General features: G+C 54.4%; 21 protein-coding genes. 14 read left to right on the forward strand and 7 right to left on the reverse strand.

The genetic code is table 11. The features are described from left to right. Positions 1 to 2 precede the first annotated feature (2 nt). Genes hemX through hemC form a run of 3 tightly spaced genes read right to left on the reverse strand, consistent with a single transcriptional unit; the run spans position 3 to position 2,827 of the window. A complete protein-coding gene (gene hemX / locus FBY13_RS15810) occupies positions 3 to 1,136 on the reverse strand; it encodes a uroporphyrinogen-III C-methyltransferase (RefSeq protein WP_096012935.1) in 1,134 nt (377 codons plus the stop codon). A gap of 24 nt (positions 1,137 to 1,160) precedes the next feature. Continuing rightward, positions 1,161 to 1,889, reverse strand: coding sequence for a uroporphyrinogen-III synthase (gene hemD, locus FBY13_RS15815; protein WP_063877896.1), 729 nt, complete (start codon positions 1,887 to 1,889; stop codon positions 1,161 to 1,163). Beyond that, positions 1,886 to 2,827 (reverse strand): hydroxymethylbilane synthase, encoded by a 942-nt coding sequence (gene hemC, locus FBY13_RS15820; RefSeq protein ID WP_109717960.1) that lies wholly within the window; start codon positions 2,825 to 2,827, stop codon positions 1,886 to 1,888. Before hemC ends, hemD begins: the two co-directional genes overlap by 4 nt. Positions 2,828 to 3,138: 311 nt before the next feature. On the opposite strand from hemC, the gene FBY13_RS15825 reads away from it, so the two are divergent. From FBY13_RS15825 to FBY13_RS15865, 10 genes are all read left to right on the forward strand, one after another. Next, positions 3,139 to 5,697, forward strand: a complete 2,559-nt coding sequence (locus FBY13_RS15825) for a class I adenylate cyclase (protein ID WP_096012937.1) — start codon at positions 3,139 to 3,141, stop codon at positions 5,695 to 5,697. A gap of 136 nt (positions 5,698 to 5,833) precedes the next feature. Then, a complete protein-coding gene (locus FBY13_RS15830; RefSeq protein ID WP_145394585.1) occupies positions 5,834 to 6,043 on the forward strand; it encodes a lipoprotein in 210 nt (69 codons plus the stop codon). A 29-nt stretch (positions 6,044 to 6,072) separates the two neighbouring features. Next, complete coding sequence (gene dapF, locus FBY13_RS15835) at positions 6,073 to 6,897, forward strand: diaminopimelate epimerase (RefSeq protein WP_063881073.1); 825 nt, start codon at positions 6,073 to 6,075, stop codon at positions 6,895 to 6,897. Continuing rightward, a complete protein-coding gene (locus FBY13_RS15840) occupies positions 6,894 to 7,598 on the forward strand; it encodes a DUF484 domain-containing protein (protein ID WP_145394586.1) in 705 nt (234 codons plus the stop codon). The genes dapF and FBY13_RS15840 overlap by 4 nt, the downstream gene beginning before the upstream one ends. After that, complete coding sequence (gene xerC, locus FBY13_RS15845; RefSeq protein WP_063877900.1) at positions 7,595 to 8,500, forward strand: tyrosine recombinase XerC; 906 nt, start codon at positions 7,595 to 7,597, stop codon at positions 8,498 to 8,500. Before FBY13_RS15840 ends, xerC begins: the two co-directional genes overlap by 4 nt. Next, positions 8,497 to 9,213, forward strand: a complete 717-nt coding sequence (gene yigB, locus FBY13_RS15850) for a 5-amino-6-(5-phospho-D-ribitylamino)uracil phosphatase YigB (protein WP_145394587.1) — start codon at positions 8,497 to 8,499, stop codon at positions 9,211 to 9,213. The genes xerC and yigB overlap by 4 nt, the downstream gene beginning before the upstream one ends. 54 nt (positions 9,214 to 9,267) lie before the next feature. After that, positions 9,268 to 11,430, forward strand: coding sequence for a DNA helicase II (gene uvrD, locus FBY13_RS15855; protein WP_063877902.1), 2,163 nt, complete (start codon positions 9,268 to 9,270; stop codon positions 11,428 to 11,430). Between the two features lie 67 nt (positions 11,431 to 11,497). Next, a complete protein-coding gene (gene ysgD / locus FBY13_RS23920; protein ID WP_349887138.1) occupies positions 11,498 to 11,554 on the forward strand; it encodes a YsgD/CorL family protein in 57 nt (18 codons plus the stop codon). Positions 11,555 to 11,721: 167 nt separating this feature from the next. Then, on the forward strand, positions 11,722 to 12,675 hold the full coding sequence (gene corA, locus FBY13_RS15860; RefSeq protein ID WP_014606985.1) for a magnesium/cobalt transporter CorA: 954 nt from the start codon (positions 11,722 to 11,724) through the stop codon (positions 12,673 to 12,675). 97 nt (positions 12,676 to 12,772) lie between these two features. Continuing rightward, on the forward strand, positions 12,773 to 13,825 hold the full coding sequence (locus tag FBY13_RS15865; protein ID WP_145394588.1) for an AbrB family transcriptional regulator: 1,053 nt from the start codon (positions 12,773 to 12,775) through the stop codon (positions 13,823 to 13,825). Here FBY13_RS15865 and rarD read toward each other — a convergent pair. Continuing rightward, a complete protein-coding gene (rarD, locus tag FBY13_RS15870) occupies positions 13,796 to 14,695 on the reverse strand; it encodes an EamA family transporter RarD (RefSeq protein WP_145394589.1) in 900 nt (299 codons plus the stop codon). The two genes, FBY13_RS15865 and rarD, sit on opposite strands and share 30 nt — an antisense overlap. A gap of 120 nt (positions 14,696 to 14,815) precedes the next feature. Next, positions 14,816 to 15,193, reverse strand: a complete 378-nt coding sequence (locus tag FBY13_RS15875; protein ID WP_096012942.1) for a helix-turn-helix domain-containing protein — start codon at positions 15,191 to 15,193, stop codon at positions 14,816 to 14,818. Positions 15,194 to 15,426: 233 nt separating this feature from the next. Between FBY13_RS15875 and FBY13_RS15880 the strand changes: the two genes are divergently transcribed. After that, positions 15,427 to 15,900, forward strand: coding sequence for a nuclear transport factor 2 family protein (locus tag FBY13_RS15880; RefSeq protein WP_145394590.1), 474 nt, complete (start codon positions 15,427 to 15,429; stop codon positions 15,898 to 15,900). Positions 15,901 to 15,958: 58 nt separating this feature from the next. On the opposite strand, the gene FBY13_RS15885 is transcribed toward FBY13_RS15880, so the two are convergent. Then, complete coding sequence (locus FBY13_RS15885; RefSeq protein WP_145394591.1) at positions 15,959 to 16,429, reverse strand: thioesterase family protein; 471 nt, start codon at positions 16,427 to 16,429, stop codon at positions 15,959 to 15,961. 190 nt (positions 16,430 to 16,619) lie between these two features. On the opposite strand from FBY13_RS15885, the gene pldA reads away from it, so the two are divergent. The 3 genes from pldA to rhtC are packed head-to-tail and all read left to right on the forward strand — an operon-like array spanning position 16,620 to position 19,981. Further along, positions 16,620 to 17,495: a phospholipase A gene (gene pldA / locus FBY13_RS15890; protein ID WP_109717892.1), complete on the forward strand. Its 876-nt coding sequence runs from the start codon at positions 16,620 to 16,622 to the stop codon at positions 17,493 to 17,495. 23 nt (positions 17,496 to 17,518) lie between these two features. Beyond that, positions 17,519 to 19,345 carry an ATP-dependent DNA helicase RecQ gene (gene recQ / locus FBY13_RS15895; RefSeq protein WP_063877909.1) on the forward strand — a complete coding sequence of 609 codons (1,827 nt, stop codon included), beginning with the start codon at positions 17,519 to 17,521 and terminating at the stop codon, positions 19,343 to 19,345. 12 nt (positions 19,346 to 19,357) lie between these two features. Further along, positions 19,358 to 19,981 (forward strand): threonine export protein RhtC, encoded by a 624-nt coding sequence (gene rhtC, locus FBY13_RS15900; protein ID WP_109717891.1) that lies wholly within the window; start codon positions 19,358 to 19,360, stop codon positions 19,979 to 19,981. Between the two features lie 77 nt (positions 19,982 to 20,058). Here the strand turns inward: rhtC and rhtB are convergent, their stop codons facing one another. Further along, on the reverse strand, positions 20,059 to 20,682 hold the full coding sequence (gene rhtB, locus FBY13_RS15905; protein WP_063877911.1) for a homoserine/homoserine lactone efflux protein: 624 nt from the start codon (positions 20,680 to 20,682) through the stop codon (positions 20,059 to 20,061). Positions 20,683 to 20,706 lie beyond the last annotated feature (24 nt).

Genomic DNA, 20,706 nt, shown 5'->3' on the forward strand with positions numbered 1-20,706 from the left:
GATTAGCCTCCCTGCTGGTTAGCGGCGGCAGAGGGTTGTGCCATCAGGTTACGAACGCGGGTTTGCATCAGCTTATCAAGCAACGGCTGGCTTTCCAGGCTGTCCGGCAGGTCCATATTAATGTTCTGCTGGCTTAATTCATCCAACTGAGCCAGAAACGCTTTCGTCGAGGCATCATTGGTGTCATACCATGCACGTACCCATGCAGAGACGGTTTCGAGCGATTGCTTGTAAATCTCTTCCTGATGGCGCGGCACGGCCTGAGCCGCGATCAACAGGCGAGAGCGGATGTTCTCGCGCAGGTAAACATCCTGATTCGGTGCCAACAGCGGCTGCGCCGTATTATCGCGGCGACGGATGGTAATAAAGTCATCCATAAAATTATGCCAGCTTTTCACCAGGTTCTGACGCCATTCACGAATGGAACTGGATAGCTCACCGCTGTCGCTGTCCATGGGCGCTTCATCGCTATCGTTATCCGCCAGACGCAGGTTATCCACACCGTTTGATAACTGGTTAAGTTTCAGAATGATGCCGTCATAATCCACCTGAGAGAGGGAGGAAAGCGTACTGATATCCTGAGTCAATGCACGACGAACGTTCATAACGCTGGGATCGTTCATGTCTGCCAGGCTGGCATCGGCACTTTTTAGCAGCGCTGCAGCGGTAGTCACATCCTGGTCGCTCCACAATTTACGACCGGCCAGCTTCACCAGGTAATCCGCCTGGGCCACTAACCAACTGCGTACGTCGTTACCTGATATGGACGCCATCTTTTCACGCAACGTTTCCAGCTCTTTCGCCGAAGCAGCCTGTTGCGACTGGGCGGTCTCCAGCGTTTTCTCTGCGGCATTCAACTGCTGAGTGAGTTGCTGTTTGTCGCTGTTCGCCTGTTGCTGCAGCTTTGCGAGCTGGTCGCTCAGATCCTGGTTGGTTTGCGCCTGCCGTTCGGCCTGGTGTTTATCGTTCAGGTATAACCCTGCGCCAATCGCCAGTGCGATGACGATCGCGACTGCACCCAGCACCATGCCGCCGTTATGACGCTTACGCGGTGATTTTTCCTGGGTAGAAGAGGGGCGATCAACCGCTGGAGTGGTTTCTTCAACCACGGCGGAGGTGTCTTTTTGTTCCGTCATATCTGGCACATCCCATTGTTAAGTTCAACATAACGCGCGCAGCAGCGCATCGTTATCGGCACCATCGGCTACCTGAATCGTCTGCCAACCAAGATTGGCGGCCAGGGAAGCCAAACGTTCGCTGACGACAAGCAGTCGACAGCGGAGCAGCCATTCCTCACGATCGACCTCGGGGAACAGCGAATACAGCTGATGCAACATCTCACCGCTGGTCACAACCAGCGTGTCAATATTACGATCGCGCCAGCGACGGCCTTCAATGGCACCGTCATAGTGTTTTTGGCAACGTTGATAGCACTCCGCATAGGTGACCTGTGCGCCGCGTGCTATCAGTGTTTCTGCCAGCAGCTCGCGCCCCTGGTTTCCTCGCAGGATAAGCGCGTGCTTACCCGCCATTTGCTGCAGTGTCGCCAGTTTTATCAACTCTTCACTGGTTTCATGCGCATGAGGATAGGTCACCTGCAAACCACTGATCGTATGAAAAGCCAAAGCGGTACTGCGACCAATTGCATAATAGTCTACGTCGGCGGGCCATGCGTTGATGGCGTGCTGTGCAAAGTGAATAACCTGCTGCGAAAGCAGGAACACCAGGTCGCCGCGTTTCAGTGTGGCAAGGGCTGCCGGTAACTGCTGCAGATCGTTACCCGGGGCGAATTCAATCAGCGGCAGGCTCCACGCCTGTTTACCCTGAGCGTGCAGGCGTGAGACCAGCTCAGCCGCTGCGGGTTCCGGGCGTGTCACCAGAATGGTCATACGGGAGGTTGTCCCTGGTAAACGTCGCGCAGAATTTCACGCGCGCCGCTGTTGAGCAACTCGTCTGCCAGCGAAATACCCATCTGTTCTGCCTGATCGCGTGGTCCACGGCGCTCACCGCTCACCACGACGCTACCATCAGGTGCGCCCACCAGGCCGCGAAGCCAGAGTTCGTTACCTTCAAGCACGGCAAAGCTGCCGATGGGAACCTGACAGCCGCCTTCAAGTCGGGTATTCATGGCGCGTTCGGCTTTCACACAGACCGCCGTATCGTCATGATTCAATGCCTGTAACAATCCAATTAAGGTGCTGTCGTCTAGCCGACATTCAATCCCGACTGCGCCCTGGCCCACGGCCGGCAGAGAAACGTCCGCAGGCAGCGGCTGGCGAATGCGATCGGCAAGCCCCAGGCGATTCAGCCCGGCGGCGGCAAGAATAATGGCGTCATATTCGCCGGCATCAAGCTTGCTCAATCGTGTTCCCACATTACCGCGCAGAGAGCGAATCACCAGGTCTGGACGACGTGCGCTAATCTGACACTGACGCCGTAAGCTGGACGTACCAATAACGGCACCCTGTGGCAGCGCATCTATCGACGCATAGTGATTGGAGACAAACGCATCGCGCGGGTCATCACGCTGGCAAATGGTGACCAGGCCCAGCCCTTCCGGGAACGCCACGGGCACATCTTTCATCGAATGCACGGCCAGATCGGCCCGGTTTTCTAACATCGCCTGCTCAAGCTCTTTAACGAAGAGCCCTTTACCGCCCACTTTTGCCAGCGGTGTATCAAGAATGATGTCGCCCTTTGTCACCATGGGCACCAACTCCACGCGCAGGCCGGGATGGGCACTGAGCAAACGCTGCTGTACATATTGTGCTTGCCACATGGCAAGGGGACTTTGTCGTGTAGCAATTCTGAAAATTTTGTTTAACATGCCGTTAACCATTTAGATCGTTCATCGAATATCCTATCATCGTTGAGGGAATGCTGTCAGTTTCAACGGATTGAAAAGAACCGCCCGTAGATTAAACCTGACATATCAGGCAGTAATCTCAGGCTATGAGCAGAGTGAGCGAAAAGTAGACGAAACCGTGCTAAAATGTCGGTAGCGTAACTTTCTTTACGGTCAATCCGACGAGTGATAGATTGATCACGTTTCCAGCAATTATCTGCACGACACTCAATTAATAAGTAGCAGATAGCGGGAACAGGGTTTTTAACTCCAGGACAACCAGGCGAAACGTCTTGTACCTCTACATTGAGACACTAAAACAGAGACTGGATGCAATTAACCAGCTACGCGTTGACCGCGCTCTGGCTGCCATGGGACCCGCTTTTCAGCGCGTCTACAGTCTGCTTCCGATCTTACTACATTATCAACATCCGCTGATGCCGGGTTACCTTGAAGGTAGCGTTCCCCACGGCATCAACGTCTTCACGCCTGATGAAAACCAGCTGCAACTGCTCGCAGAGTTAACGGGCGAACAGGAACTTTCCCTGGTCGAAGCGCCGAAAGGCGAGTTGCCCATCACCGGTATCTATTCGATGGGGAGCACCTCCTCCGTCGGGCAAAACAGCGTGTCCGATCTGGATATCTGGGTTTGCCATCAATCCTGGCTGGATAACGAAGAACGCCTGAATCTGCAGCGTAAATGTGCGCTGCTGCAAAAATGGTGTGCCTCACAGGCCATCGAAGTCAGCTTTTTCCTGATTGATGAAAACCGCTTCCGCCACAACGAAAGCGGCAATCTTGGTGGCGAAGATTGCGGTTCTACCCAGCATATTTTGCTGCTGGATGAGTTCTATCGCACGGCGGTGAGAATGGCTGGTAAACGTATTCTGTGGAATATGGTGCCTGGCGAAGAAGAGCATCATTACGATGACTATGTGATGTCGCTCTATGCGAAAGGCGTACTCACCCCGAACGAGTGGCTGGATTTGGGCGGGCTCAGCACGCTGTCAGCCGAAGAGTATTTCGGTGCCAGCCTGTGGCAGCTGTATAAAAGTATCGATTCGCCCTATAAAGCGGTGCTGAAAACGCTGTTGCTGGAAGCCTATAGCTGGGAATACCCGGACACCAAACTGCTGGCGATGGATATCAAACAGCGTTTGCACGACGGGGAGATCGTCTGCTTCGGTCTTGATCCTTACTGTATGATGCTGGAGCGCGTGACGCACTACCTCACCAGCATTGACGATCAGCCCCGCCTCGATTTGGTCCGCCGTTGCTTCTACCTGAAAGTTTGCGAAAAACTGACGACCGAGGAGCACCAGCAGCGCAGTGGCTGGCGCCGTGAGATTCTGTCGCAACTGGTTAAAGCCTGGGGATGGGATGAGGAGAAACTCGCCATTCTGGACAACCGCGCAGAATGGAAAATCGAGCGCGTGCGTGAAGCACACAATGAATTGCTGGATGCGATGATGCAAAGCTATCGCAACCTTATTCGTTTTGCCCGTCGCAACAATTTAAGCGTCAGCGCCAGCCCGCAGGATATCGGCGTGCTGACCCGTAAATTGTACGCCGCTTTTGAAGCGCTGCCCGGCAAGGTGACGCTGGTCAATCCGCAAATTTCCCCCGATCTTTCGGAACCCAACCTGACCTTTATTCATGTGCCACCCGGCCGTGCTAATCGCCCGGGTTGGTATCTGTACAACCAGTCGCCGGATATGAGTTCGATCATCAGTCACCAGCCGCTGGAATATAACCGCTATCTTAACAAGCTGGTGGCCTGGGCCTGGTTCAATGGGTTACTGACCAGCAAAACGCGCCTGCACATCAAGGGCAATGAGCTATGCGATTTGGCGCGTCTGCAGGAACTGGTGGACGATGTTTCCAGCCATTTCCCGCTGCGTCTGCCTGCGCCAACGCCTAAGGCGCTTTACAGCCCGTGTGAAATTCGCCATCTGGCCATCATCGTTAACCTTGAGCACGATCCGACCTCGGCGTTTCGTAACCAGGTGGTGCACTTCGATTTCCGCAAGCTTGATGTGTTCAGCTTTGGCCAGCAGCAGCAGTGTTTGATTGGCAGTATCGATCTGCTGTATCGCAACTCATGGAATGAAGTTCGTACACTGCACTTCAGCGGCGAACAGGCGATGATTGAAGGGCTGAAAACGATTCTTGGCAAAATGCATCAGGATGCTTCACCGCCTGACACCGTGGAGGTGTTCTGTTACAGCCAGCATCTCCGTGGATTAATCCGTACCCGCGTGCAGCAGCTGGTGTCAGAATGTATTGAACTGCGTCTTTCCAGTACGCGTCAGGAGCCTGGGCGCTTCAAAGCACTGCGCATGGCCGGCCAGACCTGGGGACTGTTCTTTGAACGCATGGGTGTGTCGGTTCAGAAGCTGGAAAATGCCGTTGAGTTTTATGGTGCCATCTCCAACAACAAGCTCCACGGCCTGTCGATTAAGGTCGAGTCGAATCAGACGCCATTGCCGCCTGTGGTCAATGGCTACGCCAGCGAAGGCATCATCCAGTTCTTTTTTGAGGACACTACCGACGATCGGGGTTTCAACATTTATATTCTGGATGAAAGCAACCGTGTTGAGGTGTATCACCACTGCGAAGGCAGCAAAGAAGAGCTGGTGCGTGACGTTAGCCGTTTTTACTCCTCGTCACACGATCGTTTCACTTACGGCTCAAGTTTTATCAATTTTAACCTGCCGCAGTTCTACCAGATCGTGAACACCGGTGAACGTTATCAGGTCATTCCATTCAGAAATCAGGCACTCACCGAACTCTGTGCCTCGCAGCCTGATAACGACAACAACGATTATCAGCCGCGCTATCAGGTGCATTGAGTTCTACAGGCCCGCTGTGACGCTATCTTTAGGGCTTGCCACAACGCTCACGTGATTTGCTGGCATTTCCTGTTGCTTTTCCACCTTCAACTGCGATGATAAGCATCCAGGTCACAGGATATGAAGAGCATAAAGAATGAAGAAAGTGATAAGCCTGTTAGCGATGACAATGGCACTGATAAGCCTTGCAGGCTGTGGATTGAAAGGACCGCTCTACTTCCCACCGCAGGACACGCCAAAACAAACTGCGCCGACGCCAGCATCAACGCAAAAACAGAAAACCGACGCGTCTAAAGCGGATGTGGGTGGTCTGGTGACGGGTGATTCAAGCTCACAAATGAAATAACACTTATGGCGCATCCGGCGGAGCAAAAAATGCAGTTCTCCAAAATGCACGGTCTCGGCAATGATTTTATGGTTGTGGACGCCGTGACGCAAAACGTCTTTTTTTCGCCGGAATTGATCCGCCGGCTGTCCGATCGCCATTTGGGGATTGGTTTCGATCAGTTACTGATTGTTGAACCGCCTTACGATCCCGATCTCGACTTTCACTATCGCATTTTTAACGCTGATGGCAGCGAAGTCGCGCAGTGTGGTAATGGCGCACGCTGCTTTGCCCGTTTTGTTCAGTTAAAAGGGCTAACCAATAAAAGCGATATTCGCGTGAGCACCCAGGCGGGGCGCATGGTGTTAAGCGTTACGCCGGACGATCTGGTGCGCGTGAATATGGGCGAGCCCAATTTCGAACCCCAGCAGGTGCCTTTTCGCGCCAATAAAGCCGAGAATCTTTATCTGCTGCGCGTCGCGGAGCAAACGGTGATGTTCGGTGCCGTCTCTATGGGCAATCCACACTGCGTGATCCAGGTGGAAAGCACGACCACTGCCCAGGTTGAGCTTTTAGGCCCGGTTCTGGAAAGCCATGAACGGTTCCCGGAGCGCGTCAACGTTGGCTTTATGGAAATCATTAATCCGGAGCACATCCGGCTGCGCGTCTATGAGCGCGGTGCAGGCGAAACGCAGGCATGCGGCAGTGGTGCCTGCGCAGCGGTGGCCTGTGGTATCCAGCAGGGTATTTTAAGCCAGAAAGTACGCGTTGATTTGCCAGGCGGCTCGTTACATATCGCCTGGAAAGGCGTCGGACAGCCGCTCTATATGACCGGCCCGGCCACACATGTTTACGATGGGTTTATTCACTTATGAAAAATATCGAAGAGCAGGCGGAAAATGCTGTCCTGCTGGACGATCAGGCCGTCAGTGATTATCTGCGACAGCATCCTGACTTCTTTATGCGCAACGCGCGTCAGGTCGAACAGATGGCGGTGCCGCATCCGGTTCGCGGAAGCGTATCGCTGGTGGAATGGCACATGGCGCGCCAGCGCAACCACATTCAGCGGCTGGAAGAAGAGATCACGCTGCTGATGGAGCAGGCCACCGCGAACCAGCAGTTATTCGCGCGACTGCTCTCGCTGCAAAGTCACCTGGCCGCCGCCAGCTCATTGCAGGATATGCTTAATCGCCTGCACCGCTGGGCGCGCGATCTTGGCCTTGCGGGCGCTAATATCCGCCTGTTTAATGACCGGTGGCGGCTGGGCGCGCCGTCTGACTTTGTGCAGCTTGGCCTGGCGCGTCAGGCTTTCGAACCTCTTCGCATTCAGCGCTTCGGTAATGAACAGCACTATCTGGGCAGTATTAATGGCCCGGAGCTGTTGCTGTTGCTGCCGCAGGCAAAAGCCATTGGTTCAGTGGCCATGTCGTTGATGGGTGACGACGGTGAGCTTGGCATCATTATCTTCAGTAGCCGTGACAGCCTGCACTATCAGTCGGGTATGGGAACTCTGCTGCTGCAACACCTTTCACAGATGATGCCTGCGTTGCTGGAGCGCTGGGTGGCGCGCGCATGAGCAGCGTGTTGCAGGAAACCGTTGACGGCTTTCTGCGCCACCTGAAGGTTGAACGCCAGCTCAGCCCTCTCACCCTGAGCAGCTACGCGCGTCAGCTGGCCGCACTGGTGACGATTGCCGACGAGATGAAAATCAGCGCATGGTCACAGCTCGATCCGGCTATGGTCCGCAGCATGGCCGCCCGCAGCCGGCGCGCAGGTCTGGCCGCCAGTAGTCTGGCGCTGCGCCTGTCCGCATTGCGCAGTTTTCTTGACTGGCAGGTTAGCCAGGACATGCTGCCTGCCAATCCGGCGAAAGGGATCGCCACACCGCGCAATGGCCGCCACCTGCCAAAAAATATCGACGTTGATGATGTCAGCCAGTTGCTGGATATTGACCTTGATGATCCGCTGGCAATACGCGATCGCACCATGCTGGAAGTCATGTATGGCGGGGGATTACGTCTTTCCGAGCTGGTCAATATGGATTGTCGCCATGTCGATCTTGAGGCGGGCGAAGTCTGGGTGACAGGAAAAGGCAGCAAGGAGCGACGCGTGCCGATTGGCCGCACCGCCGTTAGCTGGATTCAGCAGTGGTTGCCGCTGCGTATCGCGTTTAATCCCGCAGATGATGCGCTGTTTCTCTCCAGTCGCGGCTCTCGTATCTCGGCGCGTAATGTGCAAAAGCGTTTTGCTGAGTGGGGGATTAAGCAGGGTCTGACCAGCCACATTCATCCCCATAAGCTGCGTCACTCTTTTGCCACCCACTTGCTGGAGTCGAGCGGCGATCTGCGTGGCGTGCAGGAATTACTGGGCCATGCGAATCTCTCGACCACACAAATCTACACCCATCTTGATTTTCAGCACCTGGCCTCGGTGTATGATGCCGCCCATCCCCGCGCCAAACGAGGAAAGAGTGAATGAAGTTTTATCGCCCTCTGCGTGACATTAAAGCAATCACTTTCGATTTAGATGACACGCTTTATGATAACTATCCTGTGATTCGCAAAACCACAGAAGCATCCCATGCGGCCCTGCAGGCTTTCCATCCGGCACTGCGTCACGTTACGCCTGACGACGTGGCTGAATCACGTAAACAGCTATGTTTACGTGAACCCGATATCTACCATGATGTGTCTGAATGGCGTCGCCGTTCGGTAGAACATGTTATGTGTCATGCCGGTTTAACGGCAACCGAAGCCGCCAGGGGCGCGGCGCAGGTAATGGATGTGTTTCATCAGTGGCGCAGCCAGGTGGATATGCCGGCTGAAACGCATCACACGCTGAAAGCCCTGGCGGAAAAAGTGCCGCTGGTGGCCATCACCAACGGCAATGCCCAGCCTGAAAAACTCGGTCTGGCAAACTACTTCCAGTTTTCACTGCGGGCAGGACCGGATGGACGCGCCAAGCCGTGGCAGGATATGTATCAGTTGGCTGCGCAACGCCTTGATATCGCCCCAGAATATATTTTGCACGTCGGCGACGATCTCACTACCGATGTTACTGGCGCGATTCGTTTTGGCATGCAAGCTTGCTGGATTAATCTGCGTAAGGGCAACCTGATGCACATTGATGATGCCCGCCTGCTGCCACACGTTGAAATTTCACAGTTGGCATCACTGACCTCGCTGTTATAATGGCTGTAAATTTATCCAGTCTTATGCTTCGCATTTTCTGACTTATTGGTGCTTATGGACGTTTCTGAACTGCTCGACGGTTTGAATGACAAACAGCGCGATGCCGTTGCGGCCCCGCGCAGTAACCTGCTGGTGCTGGCGGGCGCGGGCAGCGGAAAAACACGCGTTCTGGTGCACCGTATCGCCTGGCTATTGTCGGTAGAAAACTGTTCGCCGTACTCCATTATGGCGGTGACCTTTACCAACAAGGCGGCGGCAGAGATGCGCCACCGTATCGAGCAGCTCATTGGCACCAGCCAGGGCGGAATGTGGATAGGGACGTTTCATGGTCTGGCACACCGTCTGCTGCGTGCTCACCATCTTGACGCGGGTCTGCCGCAGGATTTCCAGATCCTCGACAGTGAAGACCAACTGCGGTTGCTGAAGCGCCTGATCAAAGCGATGAACCTGGATGAGAAGCAGTGGCCTGCGCGCCAGGGCATGTGGTACATCAATGGCAAGAAAGATGAAGGTTTGCGGCCAAAGCATATTGAGAGCTACGGCAATCCGGTAGAACAAACCTGGCTACGGATTTATCAGGCCTATCAGGAAGCCTGCGATCGCGCCGGGCTGGTCGACTTTGCAGAACTGCTGCTGCGGGCGCATGAGCTGTGGCTAAACAAACCCCACATCCTGAATCACTACCGCGAGCGTTTCACTAACATTCTGGTGGATGAATTTCAGGATACCAACAATATTCAGTATGCCTGGATTCGCATGTTGGCGGGCGACAGCAGCAAAGTGATCATCGTCGGTGATGACGATCAGTCCATTTACGGCTGGCGTGGTGCGCAGGTGGAAAATATCCAGCGCTTTTTGAAGGATTTTCCCGGCGCGGATACCATTCGTCTGGAACAAAACTACCGCTCGACCAACAACATCCTGAAGTCTGCGAATGCCCTGATCGCCAACAACAGCGGCCGACTGGGGAAAGAGCTGTGGACCGACGGCAGCGATGGTGAACCCATTTCTGTCTACTGTGCCTTTAACGAGCTGGATGAATCACGCTTTGTCGTCAACCGCATCAAAGCCTGGATGGAAAACGGCAATGCGCTGGCGGATTGCGCCATCCTGTATCGTAGCAATGCCCAGTCGCGCGTGCTGGAGGAGGCCCTGCTGCAGGCCAGTATGCCGTACCGTATTTATGGCGGTATGCGCTTTTTCGAGCGTCAGGAAATCAAAGATGCGTTGGCCTATCTGCGACTGATGGCTAACCGCAACGACGACGCGGCCTTTGAGCGTGTCGTGAATACGCCAACGCGTGGTGTGGGCGACCGCACGCTGGATGTGGTACGTCAGACGGCACGCGAAAAACAGATGACCTTATGGCAGGCAACGCGTGAGCTGCTCCAGTCGCGCGCCCTTGCCGGCCGCGCGGCCTCAGCGCTGCAGCGCTTTTGTGAGCTGGTGGATTCACTGGCGAGCGAAACCGCGGAGATGCCGCTGCACGTGCAGACCGACAGAGTTATCAAGGACTCTGGCCTGTGGATCATGTACGAGCAGGAAAAGGGTGAAAAGGGCCAGGCCCGTATCGAAAACCTTGAGGAACTGGTGACGGCCACGCGCCAGTTCAGCTACCAGGATGAAGATGAAGATCTGATGCCGCTTCAGGCATTCCTTTCCCATGCGGCCCTCGAAGCCGGGGAAGGGCAGGCGGACAAATGGCAGGACGCGGTCCAACTGATGACGCTGCACTCTGCGAAAGGGCTGGAGTTCAGCCAGGTGTTTATCGTCGGCATGGAAGAGGGCATGTTCCCGAGCCAGATGGCGCTGGATGAAGGGGGTCGACTGGAAGAAGAGCGTCGCCTGGCTTACGTCGGCGTCACGCGCGCGATGATGAAGCTCACGCTGACCTACGCCGAAACCCGCCGTCTCTACGGTAAAGAAGTCTACCATCGGCCCTCGCGTTTTATTGGCGAGCTGCCCGAAGCCTGTATCGAAGAAGTGCGTTTACGCGCCAGTGTAACGCGCCCGGTCAGTCATCAACGCATGGGCACGCCGATGACCAAAAGCGACACGGGATTCTCGCTGGGGCAACGGGTTCGTCACGCCAAGTTTGGTGAAGGCACTATCGTTAATCTGGAGGGCAGCGGTGAACACAGCCGTCTGCAGGTGGCGTTTCAGGGGCAAGGGATCAAGTGGCTGGTGGCAGCCTACGCCAAACTGGAAACCGTCTAGTCGCGTGTTGACGACTTTTTCGTCTCAGCGTAACATGCGCGCACTATTATCATGAGAGGACAATGCCTTGGACACGCCCAGTCGATGCTGGCTCATTAACCTGGTTTTCAGGAATAACATCTAAGGCTATCTCATTACGCTGGTAGCCTTAGCGGTTATCAGCGACCTCCCTTTTTAATCCGTCGCACGAGTCAGCACTGATTTATCCTTTATCCGTGTTCAGGTTCGCGGGTCTGAATTCAGACCGGCCGACAGCGTTGTCCCATAAAGTCTGCAATGGGGAGTCTTGCTATGCTGAGCGCATTTAAACTTGATAACAGCCGCCTGACGCGTCTGGAACTGGAAGATGAAAGCGATAAACTGACCACGTCAGTTTGGGTTGACCTGGTCGAGCCTGAAGAAGGCGAGCGCGATCGCGTGCAATCCGAACTGGGCCAGAGCCTGGCAACGCGCCCTGAACTGGAAGACATTGAAGCCTCGGCGCGTTTCTTTGAAGATGAAGACGGCCTGCACATTCACTCCTTCTTTTTCTTTGAGGATGCCGAAGATCACGCTGGCAACTCAACCGTTGCGTTTACCATCCGCGAAGGGCGTTTATATACGCTGCGCGAACGTGAACTCCCCGCCTTTCGCCTTTACCGTATGCGCGCCCGTAACCAGACACTGATTGATGGCAACGCTTATGAGCTGCTGCTTGATCTGTTCGAGACCAAAATTGAACAGCTGGCGGACGAGATTGAAAACATCTACAGCGCTCTGGAAAAGCTCAGCCGCGTCATCATGGAAGGCCAGCAGGGTGAGGAATACGACCAGGCGTTATCACGATTAGCCGAGCTGGAAGATATCGGCTGGAAGGTGCGTTTGTGTCTGATGGATACCCAGCGTGCACTTAACTTTTTGGTCCGTAAGGCACGTTTGCCAGGCAACCAACTGGAGCAGGCGCGTGAAATTCTGCGGGATATCGAGTCGCTGTTGCCACACAATGAGTCGCTGTTCCAGAAGGTAAACTTCCTGATGCAGGCAGCGATGGGCTTTATCAACATTGAGCAGAACCGCATCATCAAGATCTTCTCGGTGGTATCCGTGGTTTTCCTGCCGCCAACGCTGGTGGCATCCAGCTACGGCATGAACTTTGAATTTATGCCTGAACTGAAGTGGAGCTTTGGCTATCCTGGCGCCATTTGCCTGATGATGCTTGCAGGCCTTGCGCCTTATCTCTATTTCAAGCGTAAAAACTGGCTTTAATCATCAGCACGGGCTGTTAATTCGGCCCATTTTGCTGGCCTGCCGCCTTAATTCTGCTAATCTACCCGCTCAATTTTCATAATTGATTAATTTTTTTATGGACTCTCTTTCGTTGCGCTGGCAGTGGCTGCTGCTGTTAGTGTCATCTGTATTACTCGGTGCGATCTTCCAGTATTTTCACATGCCTGCCGCCCTGCTGCTGGGGCCGATGATCGTTGGTGTGGTCATGGGCCTGTCCGGTGCCACACTGCGTATTAATAAGCGGTTATTCCTGCTGTCGCAGGCGGTACTGGGCTGCATGATTGCGCAGAGCCTGTCACCTTCTATCCTGACGCCGCTGTTACAGGACTGGCCTGTTGTGTTAGCGGTACTGCTGCTGACGCTGGCGGCCAGTGGCCTGTCGGGCTTTTTGCTGGTGCGTTTCAGCCCGCTTCCCGGTCCCACGGGCGCGTGGGGGTCTTCACCGGGCGGTGCCTCAGCGATGGTGGCGATGGCGGGCGAATTCGGTGCCGACGTGCGTTTGGTTGCTTTCATGCAGTATCTGCGTGTGCTGTTTGTTGCGGGCGCGGCGGCCATGGTGGCGCGTATCGGCCTGGGCGACGGCGGTCATGCGGGTTCACTGATATGGTTTCCCGCGCTTAACGGCGGTTTTCTGGTAACGATGTGCCTGGTCATCTGCAGCGCCTGGCTGGGGCCATGGCTGCGTATTCCGTCCGGGGCATTACTGATACCGGCACTGATTGGCGCCACGCTGCATTCAACCGGCACGGCAGTGCTGCAGATGCCTGAATGGCTGCTTGCGCTGGCGTACGCCATGATTGGCTGGAGCGTGGGGTTACGCTTTACCCGACCGATTTTCAAACTGGCGTTAAGTACGTTGCCGCAGATGCTGTTGTCAATTTTTGGCCTGATGTTGCTGTGCGGTGGACTGGCCTGGATGTTAACCCGCGTTTTGCATATCGATCTAATGACCGCCTATCTCGCCACCAGTCCGGGTGGACTGGACACGGTGGCGATTATTGCTGCCGGAAGCCGGGTAGATATGGCGTTTGTGATGGCGATGCAGACTCTGCGCTTGTTCACCATTCTTCTGACCGGCCCGGCAATGGCGCGCTTTATATCACGCTTTGCGCGCACGGCTCCGCGCTGAAAATGCCACGGCATCCAGAATAAAGACCAGCAGCGCCAGCCAGATAAACCCAAAGGTCACCATTTTATCTGGCGTAACCGTTTCGCCATAAAACAGCACCGCCAGCAGGAACATCAGCGTCGGGCCAAGATACTGAAAGAAGCCCACCGTGGACAGGCGCAGTCGGGTACAGGCTGCCGCGAAGAACATCAGCGGAATGGTGGTGACGATGCCTGCGGCGATCAGCAGCAGGTTCAGGCTCATGGGATTGGCGCTAAGGTGGCTGGTGCTGCTGTCGGCAAAGCCAAACAGGTAGAGTGCGGCCAGCGGAAAAAGCCACAGCGTTTCTATCAGCATGCCGCTCTGGGCATCGACCTGAATTTTCTTTCTCATTAAGCCGTAGAACGCAAAGCTGAACGCCAGGCCTAAAGCAATCACCGGCACAGAGCCAAATTGCCACAGTTGCAAAAGCACGCCGAAGGCCGCCAGGGCCACCGCCAGCCACTGCAGACGACGAAAGCGTTCACGCAGAAAAATCATGCCAAACACAACGTTAATCAATGGGTTGATAAAATAGCCCAGGCTTGCCTCCAGCATGTGCTGGTTGTTCACCGCCCAGATAAACAGCAGCCAGTTCCCCCCCACCGTGACCGCCGTGAGTGCCAGTAGCCACACTTTTTTGGGCTGACGCAGCACGCTTCTGACCTGGCCCCAACTGCAACTCAGTGTGATCAATAACAGCATGAACAGGGCTGACCAGATCACCCTGTGGGTCATGATTTCGGTGGCAGGAACGGCCTTGACTACTTTGAAGTAGGCGGGCGCAATGCCCCAAATAAAATACGCGCCAAGCGCAAAACCTATTCCCTGACGGGTTTGCTGGGTATCCATAACATATCCTGAAAATTCGTCCTGTACCGGAGGGCACTAAGGTGACGTGGCGTGACAGAGGGCCGCAATATTACCGCAGTCTTCGTTATCTCTGTAGCCAGATAGGGTGATAAAACAGGGTCAGTCTTTATCCGGCTCAAGGGCGCGCTGGCGAGCAAGACAAATGGTCTGATGATTGCTGTCTGCCCACTCAATCAGTTGCTGCATGGGTTTGAGAAATGAACGGCCTAAATCCGTCAGGCTGTACTCAACCCGTGGCGGCACTTCCGGATAGAGCGTCCGCAGGATATAACCGTCCATTTCCAGCCGTTTCAGACTGCGCGACAGGACCTGGCGGGCAACATCCCCGATATGACGGTGAAGCTCATTGAACCGCAGCGTCTGTTCGGCCAGCGCCTCAAGAATCAATAAACTCCATTTATCACCTATCCGGTCAAGTACGTCACGGATGGGACAAGGTTGCTCGTAAGTAAAGGTTGCGGGTAAAGATTTTGGCATCGGTGAGTTCCTGCGCAGCGTCAATAGTCACGTTCACGTGACTGGGTCATCACAACGTGACTTCTTGTTAACCATTTTTGGCGAATGTAACATCCACAACGTGACCAGTCTATTTTTGTGACCTGGTGTGATATCAAAACCTGATGGCGAGTCCGGCTCATCTTTGGCGGCCTGTCAGGACTGACTTTCGGGCGCGTAGCGGTTAGCGCCATAACAAATGCGCAAGGAGAAGAATGATGACCACCTTTCTGAAAAACCTGTTGCTGGCGGTAGGTATCCTGACAGCGGGCGCGGTTTACGCCGCGCAACCCGGCGACAGCCGCGATCTCAAGACGGAAGAGGCTAATCGTGCATTGGTGCTCAACTTCTATGATCAATTTTTTAATCACCATAATGTCGCAGAAGCGGCCCGGGTTGTGGCGGACGATTACCGCCAGCACAATCCCGGATTGCCCAATGGTAAGGCACCGCTTGTTAACTTTTTTTCCGATTTTTTCAGGAAAAACCCGCAGTCAAAAGCGCGCATCGTACGCAGTGCAACGGATGGCGATCTGGTGTGGCTACATGTGCACTCAACCAACGGTAAAAACGATCGTGGCCGGGCCGTGACGGATATTTTCCGGGTTAAAAAAGGAAAAATTGTTGAGCACTGGGATGTGGTTCAGGAGGTGCCTGAAAAATCGGCTAATGCGAATACCCTGTTCTGATGCCCATCTGACGTAGACGTGGGATGCCAGCGCGGCAGCCCCACGTTCCTTTTCCCTGTCAGCCTGTCAGATAAGTTGCTGTGGCGGTCGCCAGGTAGTCACCCTGCTGATTGTGTAATTCAACCCGTGCGACAGAGACTTTATTCCCGGCGCGCAGCAAACGGCTGGTGGCAATAAAACGCTCGCCCCGACCGGGACGCAGATAGTCAACCCGCATATCAATCGTTCCCATGCGCGACAGCCGCTGGCGCAGCACCTCCTCGCTAATACTTTCATCACGCGTTAACGCATGACTGACGCATACCATACCTGCTGCCACATCCAGTACGGCGGCGGTCACGCCACCGTGCAGGATCTGCTGAGCGGCATTGCCGACCAGCATGGTTTTGTTCGCAAAACTAATTTCAGCGTAGTCGGCGTCAAGGCGATCCAGTTCCAGGCCAAGCGCCTGATTAAACGGCATGTGATAAATAAAAATTTCACCGACCAGGCGGCGAGCGTCCTGCTGAGTCAATAGCACGGATGACATGGTGTTTAGTCCTGAATAGCTGGTAAATAAACTGTAGATGTTAATAGTTTGTTTATTCTATGCTTCGCTCGACAGGCTTTCCAGTTTAGGAAATCAGCGCTGATGTTCGCTCACATTTGTGTGTAGAATGTCCTGCTTTTTAAGACACCCATTCGCTTTTATGAATACGCAGTTTTCACCGGAGAATCCTATGCGTAAGCATCGCGCCTTGCTGGCGGCAATGTTACTTCCTGCTTTGGCGCAGGCGGACGAAGCCACGATCAAACACGTTCACGACGCACCGCAGGTGAGGGGCAGCATTATTGCCAATCTGCTGGAGCAGCACGACAATCCGTTTGTGCTTTATCCTTACGAAAATAACTATCTGCTCTACACGTACACCAGCGATATCAATAAAGAGGCGATTTCCTCTTATAACTGGGCAAAAAACGCACGCAAAGACGAAGTGAAATTCCAGCTCAGCCTGGCATTCCCGCTATGGCGCGGCATCGTGGGTGATAACTCCGTGCTAGCGGCGTCTTACACGCAGCGCTCATGGTGGCAGGTATCGAATAAAAAAGAGTCGTCACCTTTCCGGGAGACGAACTACGAGCCACAGATTTTCCTGGGCTGGGCGACCGATTACTCTCTCGCTGGCTGGACGCTGCGTGATGTTGAAGTGGGCGTTAATCATCAGTCCAATGGTCGCAGCGATCCGACTTCCCGCAGCTGGAACCGCGTTTATACCCGCCTGATGGCGCAAAACGGTAATTTCCTGGTGGAGGTCAAACCCTGGTTCCGTATTTCTGAAAGCGCCAGTACGGATGATAACCCCGATATTACGAAATACATGGGCTACTACCGTGCCAAAGTGGGCTACGCGATGGGTGACAGCATTTTCAGCGTGGAAGGCAACTATAACTGGAATAGCGGCTATGGCGGCGCTACGCTGGGCTGGAGCTACCCGATTACTACGCACGTGCGTTTCTACACCCAGCTGTTCAGCGGCTATGGCGAATCCCTTATTGACTATAACCACCGTCAGACACGTTTGGGCGTAGGTGTAACGCTTAACGATTTGTTCTAATTAACCATTAAGTCAGGAATACAGTGGCAACCTCGGCAGTTCTTAATCAGGAAGCGTTGGCTAAGCAGGTATTGCAGGATACTTTTGGCTACCAGCAGTTTCGTCCCGGTCAGCAGGCCATTATCAATGAAGCGCTGAGTGGGCGGGATTGTCTGGTGGTGATGCCAACCGGCGGCGGTAAATCACTCTGCTATCAGATCCCTGCGCTGGTGCTCGAGGGGCTGACGCTGGTGGTGTCACCATTAATCTCTCTGATGAAAGATCAGGTAGATCAACTTCTGGCGAACGGCGTGGCCGCAGCCTGTCTGAATTCGACCATGACGCGCGAGCAGCAGCAGGCCGTGATGGCGGATTGCCGCAATGGGCGCGTTAAGCTGCTTTATATTGCGCCAGAACGTCTGATGATGGACAACTTCCTTGAAAGCCTGGCGCACTGGCAGCCCTGTATGCTTGCCGTGGATGAGGCGCACTGTATTTCGCAGTGGGGGCACGATTTCCGTCCGGAATATGGCGCGCTGGGTAAGATGCGCCAGCGTTTCCCCGATCTGCCTGTGATGGCCCTGACGGCGACCGCTGACGAAACGACCCGTCTTGATATCGTTAACCTGCTTCATATGCAGGACCCACTGATTCAAATCAGTAGCTTTGACCGTCCGAACATTCGTTACACCCTGGTGGAAAAGTTTAAGCCGACCGATCAGTTGCTGCGCTACGTGCAGGATCAACGGGGTAAGTGCGGCATTATCTACTGTAACAGCCGGGCAAAAGTCGAAGATACGGCAGCGCGTCTGCAAAGCCGTGGCCTGAGCGTCGGGGCATATCATGCCGGTATTGATAGCGCGCAGCGCGCCAGCGTACAGGAAGCATTCCAGCGCGACGATCTGCAAATCGTGGTGGCGACCGTGGCATTTGGGATGGGCATCAACAAGCCGAATGTGCGTTTTGTGGTGCACTTCGATATTCCGCGCAATATAGAATCTTATTATCAGGAAACAGGACGCGCCGGACGTGATGGCCTGCCTGCGGAAGCCATGATGCTCTACGATCCTGCTGATATGGCCTGGCTACGTAAATGCCTTGAAGAGAAGCAGCCCGGCCCGTTACAGGATATTGAACGTCATAAACTGAATGCGATGAATGCGTTTGCCGAAGCGCAGACCTGTCGTCGTTTGGTGCTGCTGAACTACTTTGGTGAAGGACGACAGCAACCCTGCGGAAACTGTGATATTTGCCTCGATCCGCCTAAACGCTATGACGGCCTGGTGGAGGCCCAGAAGGCGCTTTCCAGTATTTACCGTGTCGGCCAGCGTTTTGGTATGGGCTACATTGTTGAAGTATTGCGTGGTGCCAATAATCACCGCATCCGTGAGCAGGGACACGACAAGCTGCCCGTGTATGGGCTGGGTAAAGAAAACAGCCATGAGCATTGGGTCAGTGTTTTGCGTCAGTTAATTCATCTGGGACTGGTTACGCAAAACATTGCCATGCACTCCGCGCTGCAGCTGACGGAAGCCGCCCGACCGGTATTACGCGGTGAAGTCCCGCTGATGCTGGCGGTGCCAAGACTGATAACCGCCAGACCGAAAAGCAGCGGGTCGGCAAAAGTCTATGGTGGCAACTATGACCGCAAGCTGTTTGCTAAACTGCGCAAGCTGCGTAAAGCGATTGCGGATGAAGAGAATATTCCTCCCTATGTGGTATTCAACGATGCCACGTTGCTGGAGATGGCTGAGCAGATGCCGGTCAGTGCGTCTGAAATGTTGAGCGTGAATGGGGTAGGTCATCGCAAACTGGAACGTTTTGGTAAGCCCTTTTTGCTGATGATTAAAGAACATCTCGATGAAGAGTAAAGAGGCGTTACCATGTTGATCTTGTTCAGTACCATTGCCCTGGTCCATCTTGTTGCGCTGATGAGCCCCGGCCCCGATTTCTTTTTTATCTCGCAAACCGCCGCCAGTCGTTCGCGCAAAGAAGCCATGTTGGGTGTTTTGGGCATTACGCTGGCCGTTATGGTCTGGGCTGGGGTGGCATTAATGGGCCTGCATCTGATTCTGCAAAAGATGGCCTGGTTACACCAAATCATCATGGTCGGAGGCGGACTCTATCTGTTATGGATGGGATGGCAGTTAATCAGCTCAGCGCGCCAGCGTCATAAGCAGCCCGTCCAGCAGGAACCTGTCGCCGAGCTGCCAAAGAAAGGCAGAAGCTTTATTAAAGGCCTGCTGACCAACTTGTCTAACCCGAAAGCGGTGATCTACTTTGGTAGCGTCTTCTCATTGTTTATCGGTAACGACATGGGCGAGCTGGAACGCTGGGGGCTGTTCGTGCTGATAAGTGTCGAGACTTTTGCGTGGTTTTCTCTGGTCGCCGCTATTTTTTCCCTGCCGTGGATGCGGGATAAATATCAACGTGCTGCGAAGTGGGTGGATGGCGTGGCGGGCGTGCTGTTCGCTGGTTTTGGCATTCACCTGATCCTGTCGCGCTGATAGCCAATTATCGGTCACTTCAGCGCCACTGCGGTAAGCCGCCGACAGGGTCACTGTCAGCGGCAGTCTCAGCCCGGTCAGGCGATACGTCTGGCGCTGGCCAGCAGTCCCCCAATCGCAATGAATAAGCCGCCGAAAATGCGGTTCATCAGCTTCATCTGCTTAGGTCCTTTAATCCATCCTGCAATGCGCGTGGCTAACGTGGCATAGCCAATCATAACCACGATATCCACCAGGACGGTTGTTACGCCCAGTACCAGATACTGCAGCATGAGTGGCTGGTGAGGCAGGATAAACTGGGGAAACAGCGCCGCCAGAAACACAATGCTTTTCGGATTGGTGAGGTTCACCATCACCGCCCGTTTGAACAGACGACGACGCGGCATGGCTTTCGACATGGCGTTAAGGTCAATGGCACCCGCAGTGCGCCACTGTTGGATGCCCAGCCAGACCAGATAACCTGCACCAGCCCACTTTAAAATCTCAAACGCCAGCAGCGACTGGGAAAAGAGCGCCCCAAGACCGATCCCCACCAGGGCGATATGCAGTGCAAGACCAACCTGCAAGCCAGAAATAGACGCGACCGCGCCACGATAACCGTGACTGATGCCGGTGCTCATGGTGTTAATGGCACCAGAGCCGGGCGAAAGGCTAAGAATTGTGGTGGTAAGAAGATAGGTCAGCCACCATTCGATGGTCATGGGTTGTACTCCCTGTCGCGTCTG

The sequence above is a fragment of the Pantoea sp. SJZ147 genome, from assembly GCF_007828605.1.
GTDB classification, from domain to species: domain Bacteria; phylum Pseudomonadota; class Gammaproteobacteria; order Enterobacterales; family Enterobacteriaceae; genus Pantoea; species Pantoea allii.

Coding starts and splice junctions, on each gene's coding strand:
- pldA (WP_109717892.1), top strand. CDS start 16,620: ATGCGTAAGCATCGCGCCTTGCTGGCGGCAATGTTACTTCCTGCTTTG.
- rhtC (WP_109717891.1), top strand. CDS start 19,358: ATGTTGATCTTGTTCAGTACCATTGCCCTGGTCCATCTTGTTGCGCTG.
- FBY13_RS15880 (WP_145394590.1), top strand. CDS start 15,427: ATGATGACCACCTTTCTGAAAAACCTGTTGCTGGCGGTAGGTATCCTG.
- rhtB (WP_063877911.1), bottom strand. CDS start 20,682: ATGACCATCGAATGGTGGCTGACCTATCTTCTTACCACCACAATTCTT.
- hemX (WP_096012935.1), bottom strand. CDS start 1,136: ATGACGGAACAAAAAGACACCTCCGCCGTGGTTGAAGAAACCACTCCA.
- FBY13_RS15865 (WP_145394588.1), top strand. CDS start 12,773: ATGGACTCTCTTTCGTTGCGCTGGCAGTGGCTGCTGCTGTTAGTGTCA.
- uvrD (WP_063877902.1), top strand. CDS start 9,268: ATGGACGTTTCTGAACTGCTCGACGGTTTGAATGACAAACAGCGCGAT.
- yigB (WP_145394587.1), top strand. CDS start 8,497: ATGAAGTTTTATCGCCCTCTGCGTGACATTAAAGCAATCACTTTCGAT.
- FBY13_RS15830 (WP_145394585.1), top strand. CDS start 5,834: ATGAAGAAAGTGATAAGCCTGTTAGCGATGACAATGGCACTGATAAGC.
- FBY13_RS15840 (WP_145394586.1), top strand. CDS start 6,894: ATGAAAAATATCGAAGAGCAGGCGGAAAATGCTGTCCTGCTGGACGAT.
- FBY13_RS15875 (WP_096012942.1), bottom strand. CDS start 15,193: ATGCCAAAATCTTTACCCGCAACCTTTACTTACGAGCAACCTTGTCCC.
- hemC (WP_109717960.1), bottom strand. CDS start 2,827: ATGTTAAACAAAATTTTCAGAATTGCTACACGACAAAGTCCCCTTGCC.
- xerC (WP_063877900.1), top strand. CDS start 7,595: ATGAGCAGCGTGTTGCAGGAAACCGTTGACGGCTTTCTGCGCCACCTG.
- corA (WP_014606985.1), top strand. CDS start 11,722: ATGCTGAGCGCATTTAAACTTGATAACAGCCGCCTGACGCGTCTGGAA.
- hemD (WP_063877896.1), bottom strand. CDS start 1,889: ATGACCATTCTGGTGACACGCCCGGAACCCGCAGCGGCTGAGCTGGTC.
- rarD (WP_145394589.1), bottom strand. CDS start 14,695: ATGGATACCCAGCAAACCCGTCAGGGAATAGGTTTTGCGCTTGGCGCG.
- FBY13_RS15885 (WP_145394591.1), bottom strand. CDS start 16,429: ATGTCATCCGTGCTATTGACTCAGCAGGACGCTCGCCGCCTGGTCGGT.
- dapF (WP_063881073.1), top strand. CDS start 6,073: ATGCAGTTCTCCAAAATGCACGGTCTCGGCAATGATTTTATGGTTGTG.